Consider the following 17,700-nt stretch of genomic DNA (forward strand, 5'->3'; position numbering starts at 1 on the left):
GGTCACCTCAGGAGCCGGATATCAGGCTCGCCGGACGCATGTCCGTCCAGTGCTCCTCCACGTAGGCCAGGGAATCTGCCCGTGAACTCGCCTCTTGTACGACGGTCCAGCCGGACGGGGTGTCGAGCCCGGCGGGCCAGAGGGTGTGCTGATTCTCGTGGTTCACGAGTACCAGATATTCCGCACCATCATCTTCAAATGGATTACTGGCCATATACCTAAACCCTCCGGAAATCCTAAAGAATCCCATTGTGTCCGCAGAGATCATTGCGCGGAGGGTCTAATTCCATCAAGCGATTGTGACATCTATCACAGGTCACAAAGGGACGAGAGGGTGCGGTTTGACCGTATTCAGTTGGGGACTTTATGCGGTTCGCTCTCGCAGGCGTCATCGACGGTCCTCCCGGCGAGGCGGCCGAGCTTTGCAATTTGCCCTGCCGCGTCAACCGTCAACCACGCGAGTGGAGGGACATTCGGCGCCGATTCACGCGGACGCCCGGCGCTTCGCCGCCGTCTTCTTCGCCGGCGCCGCCTTCTTCTGGGCCGTCTTCTGGGCCGTCTTCCGGGCCGCCGACCCGCCCGCCGCCGACCCGCCCGCCGCCGTCTTGCCCGCGGCCGACTTACGGGCCGTCGACGTGGACTTCGTCGCCGTCCTCTTGGCGGGGGCGTCCTTCTTCTTCGCCGAGGCCGACGTCGACTTCTTGCCGCCGACCTGCTTGGGGGCGGCGGGGGACGACTTGCGCGCGGACGCCGACCCCGCCCCTGACCCCGACGCCGACGCCGACTTCGACTTCGCGCGGCGGGTGCCCAGTTGCGTGACCTCCGCCTCCGCCCCGCGCCCGGCGTCCTCTCCGCCCCCGGTGCCCGCGTCGGACTCGCCCCGCGCCGTGCGGGCCGCGCGAACGCTGTTCTCCAGCGCGGCCATCAGGTCGATGACCTTGCCACCGCCCGCCTCCGAGGCGGGGGCCTGCTCCACAGGAGTGCCGCCCTGGACCTTCGCGGCGATCAGCTCCTCCACCGCCGAACGGTAGTCGTCATGGAGTGTGGACATGTCGACCTCGCCGAGCGTGTCCATCAGGGCGTCCGCCAGGTCGAGTTCGGCGTCGCGGACCGTGACGTCGGAGTCGGGCGCCACCCCCTCGGGCTGCCGGATCTCGTCCGGCCACAGCAGCCCGTGCATCGCGATCACGTCGTCGACCACACGCAGCATGCCGAGCCGCTCCCGGCCACGGAGCGCGTACTTCGCGATGGCCACCCGCCGGCTCCGCTTCAGCGCCTCGCGCAGCAGCGTGTAGGGCTTGGCGGCGGGGACGCCGTTCGCCGAGAGGTAGTACGCCGCGTCGATCTGGAGCGGGTCGATGCGGTCCGCCGGGACGAAGGCGACGATCTCGATCGTCTTGGCCGTCGGGATGGGCAGCGCGGCCAGGTCCTGGTCCGTGATGGGGATGATCGAGCCGTCCGCGTCCTCGTAGCCCTTGCCGATCTCCGCCGAGGTCACCTCGCGCTCCTCCAGCTCGCACACCTTGCGGTAGCGGATCCGGCCGCCGTCCTCGGTGTGGATCTGACGGAAGGAGATCGAGTGGTTCTCGGTGGCGTTGACGAGCTTGATCGGGATGCTGACCAGGCCGAAGGAGATCGCACCGTTCCATATGGATCGCACGTCCGGGACCTCTCGCTGAGGGGGCAAGGGAGCAAGTTATGTGACCGATTCGTGGCGCTTCATGCGTTTTATGGGACTCTCATCGTATGACGCCGATCACAGAGGTGGAGGGGCGAAGGATCTCGCTCAGCAACCTGGACAAGGTCATCTATCCCGCGAGCGGCTTCACCAAGGGCGAGGTCCTGCACTACTACGCCAGCACGGCCGACGTCTTCCTGCCGCACCTCGCGGACCGGCCCATGTCCTTCCTGCGCTACCCCGACGGGCCCGACGGCCAGCGCTTCTTCACCAAGAACGTGGTGCCGGGCACCCCCGAATGGGTGCGGACCGCCGAGGTGCCCCGCTCCGACGGGATCGCCCGCCAGATCCTCGTACAAGATCTGGCCTCGCTGATGTGGGCGGCCAATCTGGTGACCGAGTTCCACACACCGCAGTGGCGGGCCGACGCCCCGGCGCGCGCCGACCGGATGGTGTTCGACCTCGACCCCGGCCCCCCAGCCACCGTCGTGGAGTGCTGCCGGGCCGCGCTCTGGCTGCGCGAGCGGCTGATGGCCGACGGGTTCCACGTGTACGCGAAGACGTCCGGGAGCAAGGGCCTCCATCTGCTCGTGCCGCTGGAGCCGACGCCCTCCGAACAGGTCAGCGCGTACGCGAAGTCGCTGGCCGTCAAGGCCGAACAGGAACTGCCACAGCTCGTCGTGCACCGCATGACGCGCAGCCTGCGGCCGGGCAAGGTCTTCGTCGACTTCAGCCAGAACGCCGCCGCGAAGACCACCGCCGCGCCCTACACCCTGCGGGCCCGCGCCGAGCCGACCGTCTCCACCCCCGTGACCTGGGCGGAGGTCGAGGCCTGCGAGGAGCCGGGCCCGCTGGTCTTCATGGCGGACGACATCGCGCCCCGGCTGCGCGAACACGGCGACCTGCTCGCACCCCTCCTCGACATCGACCAGGCCAGACCCCTGCCCCTGCCCCTGCCCACGGCGGGCACCCGGAGCGCCCGAACCGCCCGGAGCGCCCGGACCGCGCGATGAACCTGCCCCGGCCCGTACGGGTGGCCCTCGCGGAGGGCGTGAGCGCGCTGCCGGAGGGCGGCGGCTGGGCGTACGAGCCGAAGTTCGACGGTCACCGCATGGTCGTCCTCCGGGAGGACGGTGGGCAGGTGACTCTTCAGGCCCGCTCGGGGCGGGTCGTCACCTCCGCCTTCCCCGACCTCGCCGAGGCCGCCGCCCGGCTGCCCGAGGGGACCGCCCTCGACGGCGAGGTCGTGGTGTGGTCCGGCGGGCGCATCGACTTCGCCGCCGTGCAGCAGCGGGCGGCGGCCACGCGCGCGCGGGCCGCCCTCCTCGCGCGCACCCTGCCCGCCTCGTACGCCGCCTTCGACCTGCTCGCGGAGGACGGCGAGGACTGCCGCGGACTGCCGTACGAGGAGCGGCGCGCGCGTCTCGTACGGCTGCTCGCGCCCTGGGGGCCGCCGCTCCAGGCGGTGCCGTCGACGACCGACCGCGACACCGCCCTGACCTGGTACGAGTCGCTGCCCGGCACCGGCGTCGAGGGCCTGGTGATCAAGCGGCTCGACGGGGCGTACCGGGGCGGCACACGCGCGTGGCTGAAGTTGCGGCACAGCGACACCCGGGACGCGGTGGTGATCGGCTGCACCGGGAACCCGGCCCGGCCCCAGGCGCTGGTCCTCGCGCTGCCGGGGGACGGCACCCCGGTGGTGTCGTCGCCGCTCTCCCCGGCGGTGCGGTCGGCCGCCGCGCGGGCGCTGCCGGAGCCGGTCGGTGAGGGCGTGGCGACCGCGGTGGGCATCGGCGACGTCACGTACGCGGTGATGCCCGCGGAGCCGGCGGTGGTGGTGGAGGTGCGGCGGACCACGACGCGGCATGCGACGGCGGTCGTGGTCCGTTTCCGCTGACGTCGCCCCTCGGGCCTGGCTCCAGCGCTTGTGGCCGGCATCACTTCTAATCAAGTTTGCCTAGCGAGCGCGCGAGGCATAACCTCCCCAGCAATAGTCAAAGTTGACTACCTGCCCCTTCTGCTTACTGCCGAGGAGACCGCGTGACCTTTCTGCCCGAGACCGGATACGTCCCGACCGACGAGGACCGCGCGAGCCTGGACGCATGGTTCGCCGAGTACGACGCGCACAGCGCGAAGCGCGATGTGGAGCGCATGGCCGATCTGGCCGTCTTCCCGCTCAACCTGGTCAGCGACGACTCCGCCGGCGACGGGCGGGCCGCGCAGTGGGGCCGGGAGCAGTTCGTCCGGACGATGACCCATGTGATGGGGGACGGGAGCGAGGACATCGCTTTCGAGTCGACGCGCACGCCCGTCTTCCTCTCCCCCGCCATGGCCGTCGTCTTCACCGACTCGGCGATGACGGCGAACGGCGAGACGCAGCACCTGCGGTACGCCGACATCCTGATCAGGCGCGGTGGGACATGGGCCTTCCAGACCATGATCCAGGGAGGCTGGGGGGACAACCTCTGACGCCGTCCCTCTGAAGCCCCGGGCCGGGCGCCCCACGGCTCAGACCCGCTGCCAGGTGTGACGGTCCCTGGCCAAGGCGTGCAGGGCCTCCACATCGGCCGGTTTCAGTACGCCGCCCAGGCGGGCCAGCGTCGGCAGGTCCCTCTCGCGCAGCACCCGTACGTCGCGGGGCGGCGCCGCCACGTCCGGGTCCGCCGCCCCCGGCCCGGCCAGCGCCAGGACGGGGCGGACCTCGGCCGTCAGCGCGAAAGAGGCGCGGCCCGCGTCGGAGCGGATCGTGCGCAGCAGCGGGACGGGGTCGCCGCGGCCGACCGTCACCATCGGGTCGGCGATGCGCACCCGCTGCTTGCGGACGGCGAGGGTGCCCACGCAGAACAGGCCACCGGGGCCGATCAGCAGATGGTGGATGCGGGCGCCGCCCGGCAGCGGGACGGAGTGCAGCACGCGCCAGCCCGCGCCTTCGAGGGCGTCCAGGGCGTCGCCGACCGCCTGTTCCGCCGCGAGCGCGCGGTGCCGGGGGCCGGCGCGCAGCCTGCGTGCGGGCGCCTGTTCGCGGTCCAGGGCGATGTGGAGGGCCTCGCCGGGGCGGTTCGGGGCGAGGTCGTCGTCGGGGTGCAGCGCGAGGCGGGCCAGCTCGGCGGGGGTGGGGACCGGCGGGGGGCCCACCGTGACGTCACCGGTGAGGAAGGGCGCGAGGACGCGCAGGACGTCCGCTTCGCGGTCCTCGCTGAGCAGGTTCACTCGGGATGTGTCGCGGTCGTACCAGGCCACGCTCCCGCCGTCCGCGAGACAGACGTACAACCGCTCCTGCCCGTGCCGCCAGGCCGGTACGACGCGCAGTCCACTCATGCCGCATCACCCCTCGACCATGGGACCAGCCCGCATGCCGCCGGGGCAAGAACCCGGCGGCGGCGCACGGAAGTTGAGGCGTCTTCGCGCCGACTTCGACCGGTCCGGGGCCGAAGTCCCCCCGGTCCCGTAACAGCACTGCCCGCACAGTTATGGCGCGTTGTTACACGGCTGGCGGGCCGCCGCAATGGCGGACACCTACCTTCGAGGTCGTCCATCCGATCGCTCCGGAGCCACCGGCACCCGGCCGACCGCAAGGAACGTCCCGTGAGCACCCACCGCCGCCACCCCTCCCTCCGTGCCGCCGCCGTCTCCGCCCTCGTCGGCGGGGCGCTGCTCGTGCCGGCCGCCGGGGCGTTCGCGGACTCGCCGCCCTCTCCGGAGCCGAAGACCGAGGTGTACGACGTCACCCTCGGCGATGGCGCGAAGGCCGAGGTGCGCCACCGCGGCGGCTCGTACACCGCGACGCTCTCCGTCGAGGGCCGGCAGATCGCCACCCTCTCCGTGAAGCACCCGACGGTCACCGAGGGCGGCGTGCGGTACGAGCTGTACCCGTCCAACGGACACATCGGCATCACCCGCCTGAAGGGCGAGGCCCCCAAGGGCGGCAGCGGGGCTGTCACGCCCAGAGGTGGCGTCAAGGCAGGCGCCGAGGGTGTGCGGAGCGGGGGCGATCCAGTATTCCTGGTCGCGGGTGGCGGCATGGCGGCGGCCGGTGCCGCGGGCCTCGGCTTCGCCATGCTGCGCCGCGGCCGCACGGACTCCTGACCGCGCGCCCTCCACCGCGGAGAGCGAGTGGGCCAAGGAGACCGAGGAGCCTTTTGTGCGCACCCCCCACAGCGAGGCGGAACGCCGGCGTCGCCGCACCGCGCCCCTCCCGGCCGTCGCGGCCGTCGCGGCCCTCACCGCTGCCCTCGGCATCGGCCTGATCGCCTGCGGGCAGGGCGCCAAGGGCGATCCGGCCCCCGACGTCACGGTGCACGACGCCGCCACCACGCGGCCCGAGCGTGCCCCCGCCCCGCTGAAGGCGTCCAGGCCGACCGGTCTGCGCATCCCGGCGGCGGGCGTCGACGCGACCTCGATGCTCGCTCTGGGCGTGGGCGCGGACCAGGAGCTGGAAGTGCCGCCGGTGGACAAGGCGGACGAGCCCGGCTGGTGGACCGGCGGGGTCACGCCCGGCGAGAAGGGCGCCGCCGTGATCGTCGCGCACTACGACACCGCGAGGGGCCCGGCGCTGATGAGGAACGTCGCGAAGGTCCAGGTCGGCGACACCGTCGCGGTGCCGCGCGCGGACGGCGGCACGGCGACGTTCGAGGTGCGGGAGATCCAGCAGGTGGACAAGAAGGACTTCCCCACCCATAAGGTGTACGGGGCGACCGGGCGGCCCGAACTGCGCCTGCTGACCTGCGGTGGGCCGATCGTCGGCGGTCACCGGTCTGACAACATCATCCTCTACGCCGACCTGGTGTCCTGACAGCGGGCCGGACACCACGACAGGCCGCGCCCCGCGGCAGGCAGGAGCGCAGTGAACCGCAGCCGGCTCGCCCTCACCGCCGCCTTCGCCGCCCTCGCCGCGGCGCTGGCCGGCGGCTGCGGTGACCCCGGCGGGCTGCGCGGCGCCGGTGCGACGCCCACCGCCCAGGGCCCCACGCACCTCTGGCCCGACCTGCCGCCCCCGTCCGCGCCCGCCGAGGACTACGGCGCCATAGAGAGCGTGCGCGTCACCGGTGTCAAGGTGCCCGGCGGCGATCTGCGCAAGGTGGACCCCGCCGACGTCGTCCGCGCGGACTTCGACCAGAACCCCGGGACGTACGACCCCTCTGACTCCTCGTACAAGGAGACCGTCGAGCGGCTCGACGACTGCGCCGACGACAGCTCCGGCGACACCTCCGGCGCGCGGAAGCGGTGCCCGGTCCTCAAGGCGTACTACCGCGATCTGACCGGCGACCGGAAGGACGACCTGATCGTCGGCGTCTCGACGCCGGACGACAACCTCGACATCCGCGTCTACGCCGAGGAGGGGCGGCGGCTGACGCAGATCATGGAGATGAGCGACGCCGTGCTCGGCGTGGAGCTGGCCGGACGCGATCTGATCATCCGGGCCGTCTCCAGCCTGCCGGGGTACGAATACCACACGGTCTGGTCGTGGGATGAGCACCAGAAGACGATGCTGCCGACGCGGGACGAGATCGTCCGCTCCGCGAACGCGTCCCGCCCCAAGCCGCCTCGGTCCACGCCCGCGAGGCCGTCGGAGAGTGCCTCCCCGGGCGGCGGGCGATGAGCCGGCGCCGGCCGCGCGGGCCGCGGCTCCCCGCCTGGACGGCAACGCTCACCTGGAAGGCCGCCGTCTTCATCGCCGTCATGTGCTGCGCGCTGGCCGCGCTGCTCGGCGCGCTCGTGCACGTCTCGGTGACCAACCAGACCGTCGGCCAGGCCCGTGAACGGGCCCTCGACCGCCTGAAGGAGGCCACCGAGCGGTACGAGGCGGGCGACCGGCTCGGCCCCGGCGCGGGCGTCGACCCGGAGGGCCTGCCCAAGGGGCTGCGCGAGCTGGCGGTGAGCGGGGAGCGCGGCACGATGGTCGCCGCGCACGAGTCCCGGCCGACGATGTGGGCGGCGGGGCCCGCCGACGGGGGCCGCGCCATCGCCGTCCAGGTCGACTACGCCCAGGGTGCCCGCACCATCGACGGGCTCGACCGGGCGATCCTCGGCTCCTCCGTCCTCGCGATCGGCGCGACGCTGCTGGTCGGCGCGTTCGCGGTGACGCGCGTGACCCGGCGGCTCCACCAGACGGCGCAGGTCGCCCGGAGGATCAGCGCGGGTGACCTCGACGCGCGCGTCGGCGACCCGCGTACGAAGGTTCCGTCTCGGCGCCAGGACGAGGTGGCCGCGGTCGCCGGGGCCCTGGACACCATGGCGTCCTCGCTGCAGGGCAAGTTGCTGAGCGAGCAGCGGTTCACCGCCGACGTGGCGCACGAGCTGCGGACGCCGCTGACCGGGCTGCACGCGGCGGCCGAACTCCTTGAGCCGGGGCGCCCCACCGAACTGGTGCGGGACCGGGTGGCCGCGCTGCGCACGCTGACCGAGGACCTCCTGGAGATCTCCCGGCTCGACGCGAAGAGCGAGCGGGTGGACCTGGACGCCCACCAGCTCGCCCCTTTGGCGGAGCGTGTGGTGCGGGGTTCCGGTGAGGGCACGGAGCTGGTCGTCGTACGCGATGTCTGCGTGGAGACCGACCGGCGGCGCCTGGAGCGGGTGCTCGGCAATCTCGTCGCCAACGCGCTCAAGCACGGGCGGGCGCCGGTGGTCGTGACCGTCGACGGGCCGGTCGTCACCGTGCGGGACCACGGCGACGGCTACCCCGACTACCTGGTGGAGCACGGCCCGCAGCGCTTCCGTACGGAGGGCACCAGCAAGGGGCACGGCCTCGGTCTGACCATCGCGCTCGGCCAGGCAGCGGTCCTCGGGGCCCGGCTGACCTTCGCCAACGCCTCGGACGGCGGCGGGGCGGTGGCGACACTGCGGCTGCCCTTCGAGGAGATCGCCGAGGGGCTGGAGCAGCCGGACGGACCCGAAAGCGCCACCTGAGCTTGTGTGCTGACACAGTGTCGCTTTTAGTGGGGTTTGCGGCCTTTGCGCAATCGCCAGAAGCCACCAGACCCGCCCTTCCCAGAGGAGGCTCCATGTCCCTGCGGACCACCGCCATCCGGCTCGCCACACTCGCCGCCGGCACCGCCCTCACCACGCTCACCGTCGCCGGCCCCGCCACCGCCCTGGACGACGCCGACCACAAGCGGCCCGTCTACAAGGGCCGCGTGACCGCCAAGTCCGGGCTGCTGCTGCGCGACAACCCGATGCGTGGCAGCCGCGTGGTCCGCAGCGAGCCCTACGGCAAGATCGTCACCATCTACTGCAAGACGAAGGGCGACCAGGTGGGCCACACCAAGCTCTGGTACCTGCTCACCGACGGGACCTGGGCCTGGGGCTCCGCCCACTACATCGCCACCATCGGGAAGGCGCCGCGCTGGTGCTGACGCCGCCTTGCCCGGCGGGCCGACATAGGCGGCATAAGCGGACTTGAGGGCGGGTTGCTTGCTACGTTCCGGGCATGACCGGAACGAGAGCGGGCTCGGCACCTCCCGTGGTCCCCGCCGTCCGTGTCCCCCGGCGCCGCGGCACCGAGCTGGCCCTGCTCGTCCTCGCCGTGCTGCTGTCCGTGTACGGCTACTGCGATGTCGGCCTCGCCAAGAACGGCACCGTCCCGCCCGGCGCCGCCGGTTACGGCGCCGGGCTCGGCGTGCTCGCGCTCCTCGCGCACCTCGCCGTCCGCTTCCGAGCCCCGTACGCCGATCCGCTGCTGCTGCCCATCGCGGTCCTCCTCAACGGGCTCGGCCTCGTGCTCATCTACCGCCTCGACCTGGAGACGCCGAACGACGAGGCCGCGCCCGCCCAGCTGATCTGGTCGACCGTCGGCGTCGGCCTCTTCACCGCCGCCGTGCTCCTCCTGCGCGACCACCGCGTGCTCCAGCGCTACGCCTATCTCTCCGTCGTCACCGCGCTGATCCTGATGATCGTGCCGATCTTCTTCCCGGCCGTGAACGGGGCCCGGATCTGGATCAGGGTCGGCGGGTTCTCCATCCAGCCGGGCGAGTTCGCCAAGATCCTGCTCGCGGTCTTCTTCGCCAGCTATCTGGCGGCCAACCGCAACGCGCTGGCCTACACCGGCCGCACCCTGTGGAGGTTCCGACGCCTCCAGCTGCCCACCGGGCGGGTCCTCGGCCCCATCGTCGCGATCTGGCTGCTGAGCGTCGGCGTCCTGGTCCTGGAGCGCGACCTCGGCACCTCGCTGCTCTTCTTCGGCCTCTTCGTGATCCTTCTCTACGTCGCCACGGGCCGCACCGGGTGGATCGCGGTCGGCCTGCTGCTCGCCGTGCTCGGCGCGTACGCGGTCGGCTCGCTCGAACCGCATGTGCACAGCCGCGTCCAGGACTGGCTGCACCCGTTCGCCTCCATCGACGCGGGCGAGGGCCCCAACCAACTCGCCCAGTCCCTCTTCGCGTTCGCCGCTGGCGGGATGCTCGGCACCGGGCTCGGGCTCGGCCACTCCATCCTCATCGGCTTCGCCGCCAAGTCCGACTTCATCCTGGCGACGGCGGGCGAGGAGCTGGGCCTCACCGGGCTCTGCGCCGTCTTCCTGCTCTACGCCCTCCTCGTCGAGCGCGGCTACCGCGCCGGGCTTGCACTGCGCGACCCCTTCGGGCGGCTGCTCGCGGTCGGGCTCGCCTCGATCGTCGCGCTCCAGGTCTTCGTGATCGCCGGTGGCGTCATGGGGCTCATCCCGCTGACCGGCATGGCGATGCCGTTCCTCGCGCAGGGCGGTTCGTCGGTCGTCACCAACTGGATCATCGTGGCGCTGCTCATCCGGATCAGCCATTCGGCGCGCAGCCAACCCGTCGGGGAGGGTCCCCGGTGACCCGGTACATCCGGCACGCCGCCGCGTTCTACGCGCTCCTGCTCATGGCCCTGCTCATCAACGCCACCCGCGTCCAGGTCGTCGACTCCGACTCCCTCGACCACAACCCCGCCAACCGCCGCCTGGCCATCGTCCGCTTCGACCAGCCGCGCGGCGACATCCTGGTCGAGGGGCGCCCGGTCACCGGGTCGAAGGACACCGGGGAGCAGCTCCGCCATGAACGTACGTACAAGAGCGGGCCGTTGTACGCCCCCGTGACCGGCTTCGCGTCCCAGATGTACGGCACGACCTTCCTGGAGAACGCCGAGGACGACATCCTCTCCGGCACCGAACCGATGCTCGCCCCGCTCCCCCTGTGGAACGACATCACGCGCACGCAGAACCCCGGCGGCAAGGTCGAGACGACGATCAAGGCGGCGGTGCAGCGGGCCGCGTACGCCGGACTCGGCGGCAAGAGGGGCGCCGTCGCGGCGATCGAGCCGTCCACCGGGAAGATCCTCGCGCTGGTCAGCACGCCGTCGTACGACCCCGAACGGCTCTCCGGCAGCAGCCGGTCGGTGGCGAACGCCTGGGCCAGGCTGAACGGCAGCGCAAGCAAGCCGATGCTGAACCGCGCGATCCGCCAGACGTACCCGCCCGGCTCGACGTTCAAGGTGGTCACGGCGGCCGCCGCGCTGGACGCGGGCGTCGTGACGGACCTGGACGCGCCGACGAAGTCCCCCAGCCCCTACACCCTCCCGGGCACCAGCACGCAGCTGACCAACGAGGTGGACGGCTGCACCAACGCCTCGCTGCGGTACGCCTTCCGGTGGTCCTGCAACACGGTCTTCGCGAAGCTCGGGGCCGACACGGGCCTGAGGTCGATGGTGAGCACCGCACGGAACTTCGGCTTCAACGACGACGGACTGCGCATCCCGTCGTCCGTCGTGCCCAGCAACTTCGACACGTCCCTGGACAAGGCGCAGCTCGCGCTCTCCTCCATCGGCCAGTACGACACCCGTGCGACGCCCCTCCAAATGGCGATGGTCTCGGCGGCCGTGGCCAACGGCGGGTCGGTCAAGGCGCCCTACCTGGTGGAGAGGACGACCACGGACGACGGTGACGTGGTCACCACCACGGGCACCAGGACGCTGCGCCACGCGATGAACCCGGCGACGGCGGCACGGCTGCGCGACCTGATGACGGAGGTCGTCGAGAAGGGCACCGGCAAGAACGCCGGCATCCCGGGAGCGACGGTGGGCGGCAAGACGGGCACCGCCCAGCACGGCATCGACAACTCCGGCACGCCCTACGCCTGGTTCGTGTCCTGGGCGCGGGGCGCCGACGACCATGAGCCGTCGGTGGCGGTGGCGGTGGTCGTCGAGGACGCGTCGGCGGACCGCGGCGACATCAGCGGCGGCGGCAGCGCGGCACCGATCGCGAAGGCGGTGATGGAGGCGGCGCTCAGCGGCGGCGGGGCGCGGGGAGGCCGATGACCAGGGGGAACGGCGCTCAGTCCGCCGCCCCGCCGGACGCGATCGCGTCCCGTACCTCCTCCACCCGCTCCCGCTCCTGTGCCGCGAAGCGCTCCGCGTCCAGCTTCTCGGCGATCTCCTCGTCCTGCGCCATGAGCTGGTCGAGGTTGGCGTCGCCCATCTCGAAGACGCCCATGTCCACGTACGCCTGCTGGAGGCGCTTGCCCCACAGGCCGATGTCCTTGACGCACGGGACGATGCGGCTGAAGAGCAGCTGCCGGAAGAGGGCGAGGAACTCGGACTGCTCGCTGTACTGCTCGGCCTGTGCCTTGGGGATGCCGAAGTTCTCCAGGACCTCGACGCCGCGCAGCCGGTCCCGCATCAGGTAGCAGCCCTCGATGACGAACTCCTCGCGTTCGCGCAGCTCGGCGTCGGTGAGCTGCTTGTAGTAGTCGCGCAGCGCCATCCGCCCGAACGCCACGTGCCGGGCCTCGTCCTGCATGACGTACGCGAGGATCTGCTTGGGCAGCGGCTTGTCCGTGGTGTCGCGGATCATGCCGAACGCGGCGAGCGCGAGGCCCTCGATGAGGACCTGCATACCGAGGTAGGGCATGTCCCAGCGGGAGTCGCGCAGGGTGTCGCCGAGGAGCGCCTGGAGGTTGTCGTTGATCGGGTAGAGCATCCCGATCTTCTCGTGCAGGAAGCGGCCGTAGATCTCGGCGTGCCGGGCCTCGTCCATGGTCTGGGTCGCGGAGTAGAACTTCGCGTCCAGGTCCGGCGCGGACTCCACGATGCGCGCCGCGCACACCATCGCGCCCTGCTCGCCGTGGAGGAACTGGCTGAACTGCCAGGAGGCGTAGCTCTTGCGCAGCTCGCCCTTGTCCTTCTCGGTCAGCTTCGCCCAGTGGGGCGTGCCGAAGAGCGACATCGACTCGTCGGGGGTGCCGAGGGGGTCGAGCGGGTCGACCTCCAGGTCCCAGTCGATGCGCTTGACGCCGTCCCACTGCTTGTCCTTGCCCTTCTGGTACAGGGCGAGGAGACGGTCCCGCCCTTCGTCGTACTCCCAGCTGAAGCGCGCCGAACCGGCCGACGGAACCTGCCAGTTCGGCTCCGACGGGGGCCTGGTGTAAAGCTCATGCGTCGACATACGGGCAGGCTCACACGCTCCTAGACGCGGGGTCAACAAGTCGTGCGCGAGGGATTGACGGCCTTGCTGACAAGCAGTCTTATAAGAGTTGACCGCCGGTAACCCGCGACAAGGCAGGAACAGTCATGACGACCGTGACGGAAGATGTCTCCCTGGAGGGCCTGCGGGACGCGCTCGGACTGCTCAAGGACCGGGAGCAGGTGGCCGTCCGGCTCCTGGAGTCCTCCGCCAAGCACTCCTTCGACCCCGACAAGGAGCTCGACTGGGACGCCCCCGTCGAGGAGGGCAAGTGGTTCTGGCCCCCGGAGCTCGTCTCGCTCTATGACACCCCGCTGTGGAAGAAGATGTCCGAGGAACAGCGGATGGACCTCGCCCGGCACGAGGCCGCCTCGCTCGCCTCGCTCGGCATCTGGTTCGAGATCATCCTCATGCAGCTGCTCGTACGGCACATCTACGACAAGTCGGTGACCAGCGCGCATGTGCGGTACGCGCTGACCGAGATCGCCGACGAGTGCCGCCACTCGATGATGTTCGCCCGCATGATCGAGAAGGGCGGCGCGCCGACGTACCCCGTCACGCGACTCAACCACAATCTCGCGCGCGTCCTGAAGACGGTGTCCACCACGCCGGGTTCGTTCGCCTGCACGCTGCTCGGCGAGGAGATACTCGACTGGATGCAGCGGCTCACCTTCCCCGACGAGCGCGTCCAGACCATCGTGCGCGGCGTCACCCGTATCCACGTGGTGGAGGAGGCGCGCCATGTGCGGTACGCCCGTGAGGAGCTGCGGCGCCAGATGGTGAGGGCGCCGCGGTGGGAGCGGGAGTTGACTCGCCTCAGCTGCGGCGAGGCCGCCCGCGTCTTCTCCCTCGCCTTCGTGAACCCCCAGGTGTATACGAACGTCGGTCTGGACCGGCGCGAGGCCGTCGCGCAGGTGAAGGCGAGCGGGCATCGCACGGAGGTCATGCAGACGGGTGCGAAGCGGCTGACCGACTTCCTGGATGACATCGGCGTGATGCGGGGGGTCGGGCGGCGGCTCTGGAGGTCTTCGGGGCTCCTGGCATAGCCGCGGAAGTGCGCTGCCCGGTTACGCTGCGAGGCATGACCTCGCCCGCCACCGCCCCCGCGTACCGCCGCCTCAGCGTCGAAGCGCGGCGGCGGCAGCTTCTGGAGTCCGCGCTGTCCCTCTTCGCGCACCGCGCGCCCGAGGAGGTCAATCTCGACGACGTCGCGGAGGCGGCCGGCGTCTCACGGCCGCTCGTGTACCGCTACTTCCCCGGCGGCAAACAGCAGTTGTACGAGGCCGCGCTGCGGTCCGCCGCCGACGAGCTCGAGCAGTGCTTCGCCGAGCCCCAGGAGGGCCCGCTGACCCAGCGCCTCTCCCGGGCGCTGGACCGGTATCTGGCCTTCGTCGACCAGCACGACACGGGGTTCAGCGCGCTGCTCCAGGGCGGCAGCGTGGTGGAGACCTCCCGGACCACCGCGATCGTGGACGGCGTGCGCAGGGCCGCCGCCGAGCACATCCTCGCCCACCTGCACGTGCCGGAGCCGGGGCCTCGGCTCCGGATGACCGTACGGATGTGGATCACCGCGGTGGAGGCGGCCTCGCTGATCTGGCTGGACGAGGAGAAGCAGCCGCCGCTGGACGACCTGCGGGACATGCTCGTCGAGCAGTTCATGGCGGTCCTCGTGGCGACGGCGGGACGCGATCCGCAGACGGCGGCGGTCGTGCGGTGGGCGCTGGGCCTGGAGACGCAGGAGGGGCCCGTGGGCTCCCTCGCGCGGCGCGTGCTGCCCGTGGTCGCCGACGCGGCGCATCTGCTGTGACGTCCGTGGTGTGACACTGGTGGCGTGAAGAGCGAAGACACCCCCTTCGTGGGTGGCCCCCTGGACGGCCGCGTGCTCCCGGTCCTGCTCGGCCCGACCGGGCACCCGCCGAAGGTCTACCGCGTGCCCGTCCCGGACGACGCGGGCGGCCCGCCGACCGTCCTGGTGTACCGCCGGGTGGCGGCGGAGACGGGCAGGCGGCTCTCGCTCACCCCCAAGTGGCAGTACGAGTACGACGCCGAGGGCGACAAGGACGGCGGCCTGAAGTGGCCGTGGTCGAAGCCGAAGAGGCTTTGAGCGCCAACGCAACACACCACACCGCCGAGCCCTGAACGAGTGATCGGGTTGCGCCGACCGCCCCCCGCCGGGAGGCGGACCCGGCGCCCCGACCCGACGCTCACGGTGCGCGGAGGAGGGCCCTCCGCACACCGGAGGTGATGACGTGTCAGAACGGCTGCTGCGCTGGGCCTGCACAGGGGCCGCCCTAGGCGCCCTGTGCACAGCCGCTCCCCCGGCCCAGGCGGCACCAGGCCCCGGGGAGCGCTCCGTGGCCCAGCTGCTGACGGACCTTCAGCGGCTGTACACGTCGGCCGAGGAGGCCACGGAGACGTACAACGCGACCGAGGAGAGGCTGAAGGAGCAGCGCGCGAGGGCCGAGGACCTCGCCACCAAGTTGGAGCAGGCGCGCGCCACCCTGCGCGACAGCCGGGGCGCCGCGGGCCGCCTCGCCCGCCAGCAGTACCAGGGCGCCACCGAGCTGTCCCCCTACGTACGTCTGCTGCTCGCCCGCGATCCGCAGCGCGCACTCGACCAGGGCCACGTCATCCAGCGGGTGGCGGCCGGGCGCGCCGCCGCCGTGGAGCGCCTGGCCGGCGGCGAGAGGAAGGCCGACGAGCTGGCCGGCGCGGCGAAGAAGGCGCTGGCCGCGCAGAGCGCCCTGGCCGCACGGCACAAGGAGCAGCGCGACGAGGTCGGCGGACAGCTCAAGGAGGTCCAGGAGCTGCTCTCCGCGCTCACCCCCGAGCAGCTGGACGCGCTGCGGGAGGCGGAGGACGTGGGCGCGGCCAGGGCCCAGCGGGAGTTCCTGGCGTCCGGCGCGCTCAGCGGCAGCCAGGCCACGCGGGCGCCGTCACGGCAGGGCGACGCGGCCCTGGACTTCGCGGTGCGGCAGATCGGGAAGCCCTACAAATGGGGCGCCGAGGGCCCCGACGCGTACGACTGCTCGGGGCTGACCTCCCGGGCCTGGGCGCGCGCGGGCCGCGAGATCCCCCGGACCAGCCAGGAACAGTGGGGCCGGCTGCGGCGCATCCCGCTGTCGAAGATGCGGCCCGGTGATCTGGTCGTCTACTTCCCCAAGGCCACGCATGTGGCGATGTACCTGGGCGAGGGGAGGGTCATCCAGGCGCCGCGCCCCGGCGCCAGGGTCAAGGTGTCGCCCATCGCGGCCAACCCGGTCCTCGGCGCGGTGCGGCCCGACCCCGAGCGCCGCCCCATGCGCGGCTACACCCCGCCGAAGCTGCCCGCGGGAGCGACCTCGGGCAGCGATCTGGGATACAGCGGCGATCAGGCACCGGGCGCGACCGACTCCAGGTAGGCGGCGGCCTTCTCCGGGTCGTAGAAGAAGTTCTCGAAGTCGGCCGGGTCGTTGAAGCCGTTGGCGAAGCGGTCGGCCACCGGCTGGAGCTGCCCCGCCGCGCCGAGGATGTTCAGGACGTGCTCCGGCGGGGCGCCCAGCATCGCGTTCGTCCACTTGGTGACCCACTGCGCGGTATCCCAGTAGCGGTCGAAGGCCGACTGCATCCACGCCTCGTCGAACGGCTGGTCGCCGTGCTCGACGATGGAGGAGATGTACGAGGCGGCGCACTTGGACGCCGAGTTGGAACCCTGCCCGGTGATCGGGTCGTTGGCGACGACGACGTCCGCCACACCGAGGACGAGCCCGCCGCCGGGCAGCCGGCCGACGGGCTTGCGGACGGTGGGCGCGTACCGCCCGGCGAGCGTGCCGCCCGCGTCGGTCAGCTCGACGTTCGTGGCGCGCGCGTACTCCCAGGGCAGGAACTTCTCCAGGAGTTCGAGCGTCAGCGCCAGGTGCTCCGAGGGGTCCTTGATGCCCTGGAAGACATCGAGGGGACCGCCCGGGACGCCTTCCCAGAAGAGGATGTCCGCGCGGCCGGAGAGGGTGAGGGTCGGCATGACGAAGAGCTCGCCGACGCCGGGTACGAGGTTGCAGCGCACCGCGTCGAACTCGGGGTGCTCCGGTCGCGGGCCGAGGCCATGGACGTACGCGACCGAGAGGGCACGCTGCGGCTCGGTGAACGGCGAGCGGGACGCGTCACGCTCGAACATCGAGACCAGCTCGCCCTTGCCCGCCGAGACGAGCACCAGGTCGTAGGCGCGCGAGAAGTAGTCGAGGTCGGAGACCGCGGCGCCGTGGATGACCAGCTGGCCGCCGCGCTGCGCGAACGTGTCCATCCAGCCCGCCATCTTCACGCGCTGGTCGACGGACTGGGCGTACCCGTCGAGCTTGCCGACCCAGTCGATGACGCGGGAGGAGTCCGGGCCCGCAACCGAGACGCCGAGGCCCTCGATCCTCGGAGCCTGCGACTCCCAGAAGTTCACCTGGATGTCACGCTCGTGCTGGAGGGCGGTGTGGAACATGCACTGGGTGGACATGACCCGCCCGGAGCGGATCTCGTCCGCCGTGCGGTTGGACATCAGGGTGACCTCGTACCCCTGCGCCTGGAGCCCGAGGGCGATCTGGAGACCGGACTGTCCGGCTCCGACGACAAGTATCTTCCGCATGCG

Annotated in this window: 19 protein-coding genes; 14 read left to right on the forward strand and 5 right to left on the reverse strand. The window is 71.7% G+C overall.

The genetic code is table 11. The features are described 5' to 3' along the window. Positions 1-7: 7 nt before the first annotated feature. Both ACWDZ7_RS05325 and ku read right to left on the reverse strand, forming a co-directional pair. Positions 8-268, reverse strand: coding sequence for an MbtH family protein (locus tag ACWDZ7_RS05325; RefSeq protein ID WP_451795005.1), 261 nt, complete (start codon positions 266-268; stop codon positions 8-10). A gap of 216 nt (positions 269-484) precedes the next feature. Next, complete coding sequence (ku, locus tag ACWDZ7_RS05330; protein ID WP_451795007.1) at positions 485-1,660, reverse strand: non-homologous end joining protein Ku; 1,176 nt, start codon at positions 1,658-1,660, stop codon at positions 485-487. Between the two features lie 86 nt (positions 1,661-1,746). Between ku and ligD the strand changes: the two genes are divergently transcribed. The 3 genes from ligD (at position 1,747) to ACWDZ7_RS05345 (ending at position 4,147) form a co-directional block, all read left to right on the forward strand. Then, the gene (gene ligD, locus ACWDZ7_RS05335; protein ID WP_451795009.1) at positions 1,747-2,691 is read left to right on the forward strand and encodes a non-homologous end-joining DNA ligase; all 945 of its coding nucleotides are present in this window, start codon (positions 1,747-1,749) and stop codon (positions 2,689-2,691) included. Further along, the gene (locus ACWDZ7_RS05340; protein WP_451795011.1) at positions 2,688-3,575 is read left to right on the forward strand and encodes an ATP-dependent DNA ligase; all 888 of its coding nucleotides are present in this window, start codon (positions 2,688-2,690) and stop codon (positions 3,573-3,575) included. The genes ligD and ACWDZ7_RS05340 overlap by 4 nt, the downstream gene beginning before the upstream one ends. Positions 3,576-3,718: 143 nt before the next feature. Further along, positions 3,719-4,147: a nuclear transport factor 2 family protein gene (locus tag ACWDZ7_RS05345; protein ID WP_451795013.1), complete on the forward strand. Its 429-nt coding sequence runs from the start codon at positions 3,719-3,721 to the stop codon at positions 4,145-4,147. Positions 4,148-4,186: 39 nt separating this feature from the next. On the opposite strand, the gene ACWDZ7_RS05350 is transcribed toward ACWDZ7_RS05345, so the two are convergent. Next, a complete protein-coding gene (locus tag ACWDZ7_RS05350) occupies positions 4,187-4,996 on the reverse strand; it encodes a nuclease-related domain-containing protein (RefSeq protein WP_451795015.1) in 810 nt (269 codons plus the stop codon). Between the two features lie 267 nt (positions 4,997-5,263). Between ACWDZ7_RS05350 and ACWDZ7_RS05355 the strand changes: the two genes are divergently transcribed. From ACWDZ7_RS05355 to ACWDZ7_RS05385, 7 genes are all read left to right on the forward strand, one after another. Continuing rightward, positions 5,264-5,764 (forward strand): hypothetical protein, encoded by a 501-nt coding sequence (locus tag ACWDZ7_RS05355; protein WP_451795017.1) that lies wholly within the window; start codon positions 5,264-5,266, stop codon positions 5,762-5,764. A gap of 55 nt (positions 5,765-5,819) precedes the next feature. Beyond that, positions 5,820-6,470: a class F sortase gene (locus tag ACWDZ7_RS05360; RefSeq protein WP_451795019.1), complete on the forward strand. Its 651-nt coding sequence runs from the start codon at positions 5,820-5,822 to the stop codon at positions 6,468-6,470. 51 nt (positions 6,471-6,521) lie between these two features. Beyond that, entirely contained in the window at positions 6,522-7,277 is a 756-nt protein-coding gene (locus ACWDZ7_RS05365) for a hypothetical protein (protein WP_451795021.1), read from the forward strand. Then, positions 7,274-8,584 (forward strand): ATP-binding protein, encoded by a 1,311-nt coding sequence (locus ACWDZ7_RS05370; RefSeq protein WP_451795023.1) that lies wholly within the window; start codon positions 7,274-7,276, stop codon positions 8,582-8,584. The genes ACWDZ7_RS05365 and ACWDZ7_RS05370 overlap by 4 nt, the downstream gene beginning before the upstream one ends. Before the next feature lie 95 nt (positions 8,585-8,679). Beyond that, a complete protein-coding gene (locus ACWDZ7_RS05375) occupies positions 8,680-9,030 on the forward strand; it encodes an SH3 domain-containing protein (protein WP_451795025.1) in 351 nt (116 codons plus the stop codon). Positions 9,031-9,104: 74 nt separating this feature from the next. Continuing rightward, complete coding sequence (locus tag ACWDZ7_RS05380) at positions 9,105-10,469, forward strand: FtsW/RodA/SpoVE family cell cycle protein (RefSeq protein ID WP_451795026.1); 1,365 nt, start codon at positions 9,105-9,107, stop codon at positions 10,467-10,469. Further along, positions 10,466-11,944, forward strand: coding sequence for a penicillin-binding transpeptidase domain-containing protein (locus ACWDZ7_RS05385; RefSeq protein ID WP_451795028.1), 1,479 nt, complete (start codon positions 10,466-10,468; stop codon positions 11,942-11,944). Before ACWDZ7_RS05380 ends, ACWDZ7_RS05385 begins: the two co-directional genes overlap by 4 nt. Before the next feature lie 16 nt (positions 11,945-11,960). Here ACWDZ7_RS05385 and ACWDZ7_RS05390 read toward each other — a convergent pair whose 3' ends face one another. Then, positions 11,961-13,070 (reverse strand): ferritin-like domain-containing protein, encoded by a 1,110-nt coding sequence (locus ACWDZ7_RS05390; RefSeq protein WP_451795030.1) that lies wholly within the window; start codon positions 13,068-13,070, stop codon positions 11,961-11,963. Positions 13,071-13,195: 125 nt separating this feature from the next. Between ACWDZ7_RS05390 and ACWDZ7_RS05395 the strand changes: the two genes are divergently transcribed. The 4 genes from ACWDZ7_RS05395 (at position 13,196) to ACWDZ7_RS05410 (ending at position 16,489) form a co-directional block, all read left to right on the forward strand. Next, positions 13,196-14,134, forward strand: a complete 939-nt coding sequence (locus ACWDZ7_RS05395) for an AurF N-oxygenase family protein (protein WP_451795032.1) — start codon at positions 13,196-13,198, stop codon at positions 14,132-14,134. A gap of 35 nt (positions 14,135-14,169) precedes the next feature. Beyond that, positions 14,170-14,895 (forward strand): TetR/AcrR family transcriptional regulator, encoded by a 726-nt coding sequence (locus ACWDZ7_RS05400; protein ID WP_451795034.1) that lies wholly within the window; start codon positions 14,170-14,172, stop codon positions 14,893-14,895. 24 nt (positions 14,896-14,919) lie between these two features. After that, positions 14,920-15,192 carry a hypothetical protein gene (locus ACWDZ7_RS05405; protein WP_451795036.1) on the forward strand — a complete coding sequence of 91 codons (273 nt, stop codon included), beginning with the start codon at positions 14,920-14,922 and terminating at the stop codon, positions 15,190-15,192. A 145-nt stretch (positions 15,193-15,337) separates the two neighbouring features. Further along, the gene (locus tag ACWDZ7_RS05410; RefSeq protein ID WP_451795038.1) at positions 15,338-16,489 is read left to right on the forward strand and encodes an NlpC/P60 family protein; all 1,152 of its coding nucleotides are present in this window, start codon (positions 15,338-15,340) and stop codon (positions 16,487-16,489) included. On the opposite strand, the gene ACWDZ7_RS05415 is transcribed toward ACWDZ7_RS05410, so the two are convergent. Next, entirely contained in the window at positions 16,459-17,697 is a 1,239-nt protein-coding gene (locus tag ACWDZ7_RS05415) for a styrene monooxygenase/indole monooxygenase family protein (protein ID WP_451795040.1), read from the reverse strand. The genes ACWDZ7_RS05410 and ACWDZ7_RS05415 overlap by 31 nt on opposite strands. Positions 17,698-17,700 lie beyond the last annotated feature (3 nt).

The organism is Streptomyces sp. NPDC003032 (assembly GCF_053591415.1).

Excerpts from the sequence above, each read along its gene's own strand:
- ACWDZ7_RS05390 (WP_451795030.1), bottom strand. The coding sequence starts at position 13,070 with ATGTCGACGCATGAGCTTTACACCAGGCCCCCGTCGGAGCCGAACTGG.
- ACWDZ7_RS05325 (WP_451795005.1), bottom strand. The coding sequence starts at position 268 with ATGATCTCTGCGGACACAATGGGATTCTTTAGGATTTCCGGAGGGTTT.
- ACWDZ7_RS05375 (WP_451795025.1), top strand. The coding sequence starts at position 8,680 with ATGTCCCTGCGGACCACCGCCATCCGGCTCGCCACACTCGCCGCCGGC.
- ACWDZ7_RS05415 (WP_451795040.1), bottom strand. The coding sequence starts at position 17,697 with ATGCGGAAGATACTTGTCGTCGGAGCCGGACAGTCCGGTCTCCAGATC.
- ligD (WP_451795009.1), top strand. The coding sequence starts at position 1,747 with ATGACGCCGATCACAGAGGTGGAGGGGCGAAGGATCTCGCTCAGCAAC.
- ACWDZ7_RS05370 (WP_451795023.1), top strand. The coding sequence starts at position 7,274 with ATGAGCCGGCGCCGGCCGCGCGGGCCGCGGCTCCCCGCCTGGACGGCA.
- ACWDZ7_RS05340 (WP_451795011.1), top strand. The coding sequence starts at position 2,688 with ATGAACCTGCCCCGGCCCGTACGGGTGGCCCTCGCGGAGGGCGTGAGC.
- ACWDZ7_RS05380 (WP_451795026.1), top strand. The coding sequence starts at position 9,105 with ATGACCGGAACGAGAGCGGGCTCGGCACCTCCCGTGGTCCCCGCCGTC.
- ACWDZ7_RS05400 (WP_451795034.1), top strand. The coding sequence starts at position 14,170 with ATGACCTCGCCCGCCACCGCCCCCGCGTACCGCCGCCTCAGCGTCGAA.
- ACWDZ7_RS05350 (WP_451795015.1), bottom strand. The coding sequence starts at position 4,996 with ATGAGTGGACTGCGCGTCGTACCGGCCTGGCGGCACGGGCAGGAGCGG.
- ACWDZ7_RS05395 (WP_451795032.1), top strand. The coding sequence starts at position 13,196 with ATGACGACCGTGACGGAAGATGTCTCCCTGGAGGGCCTGCGGGACGCG.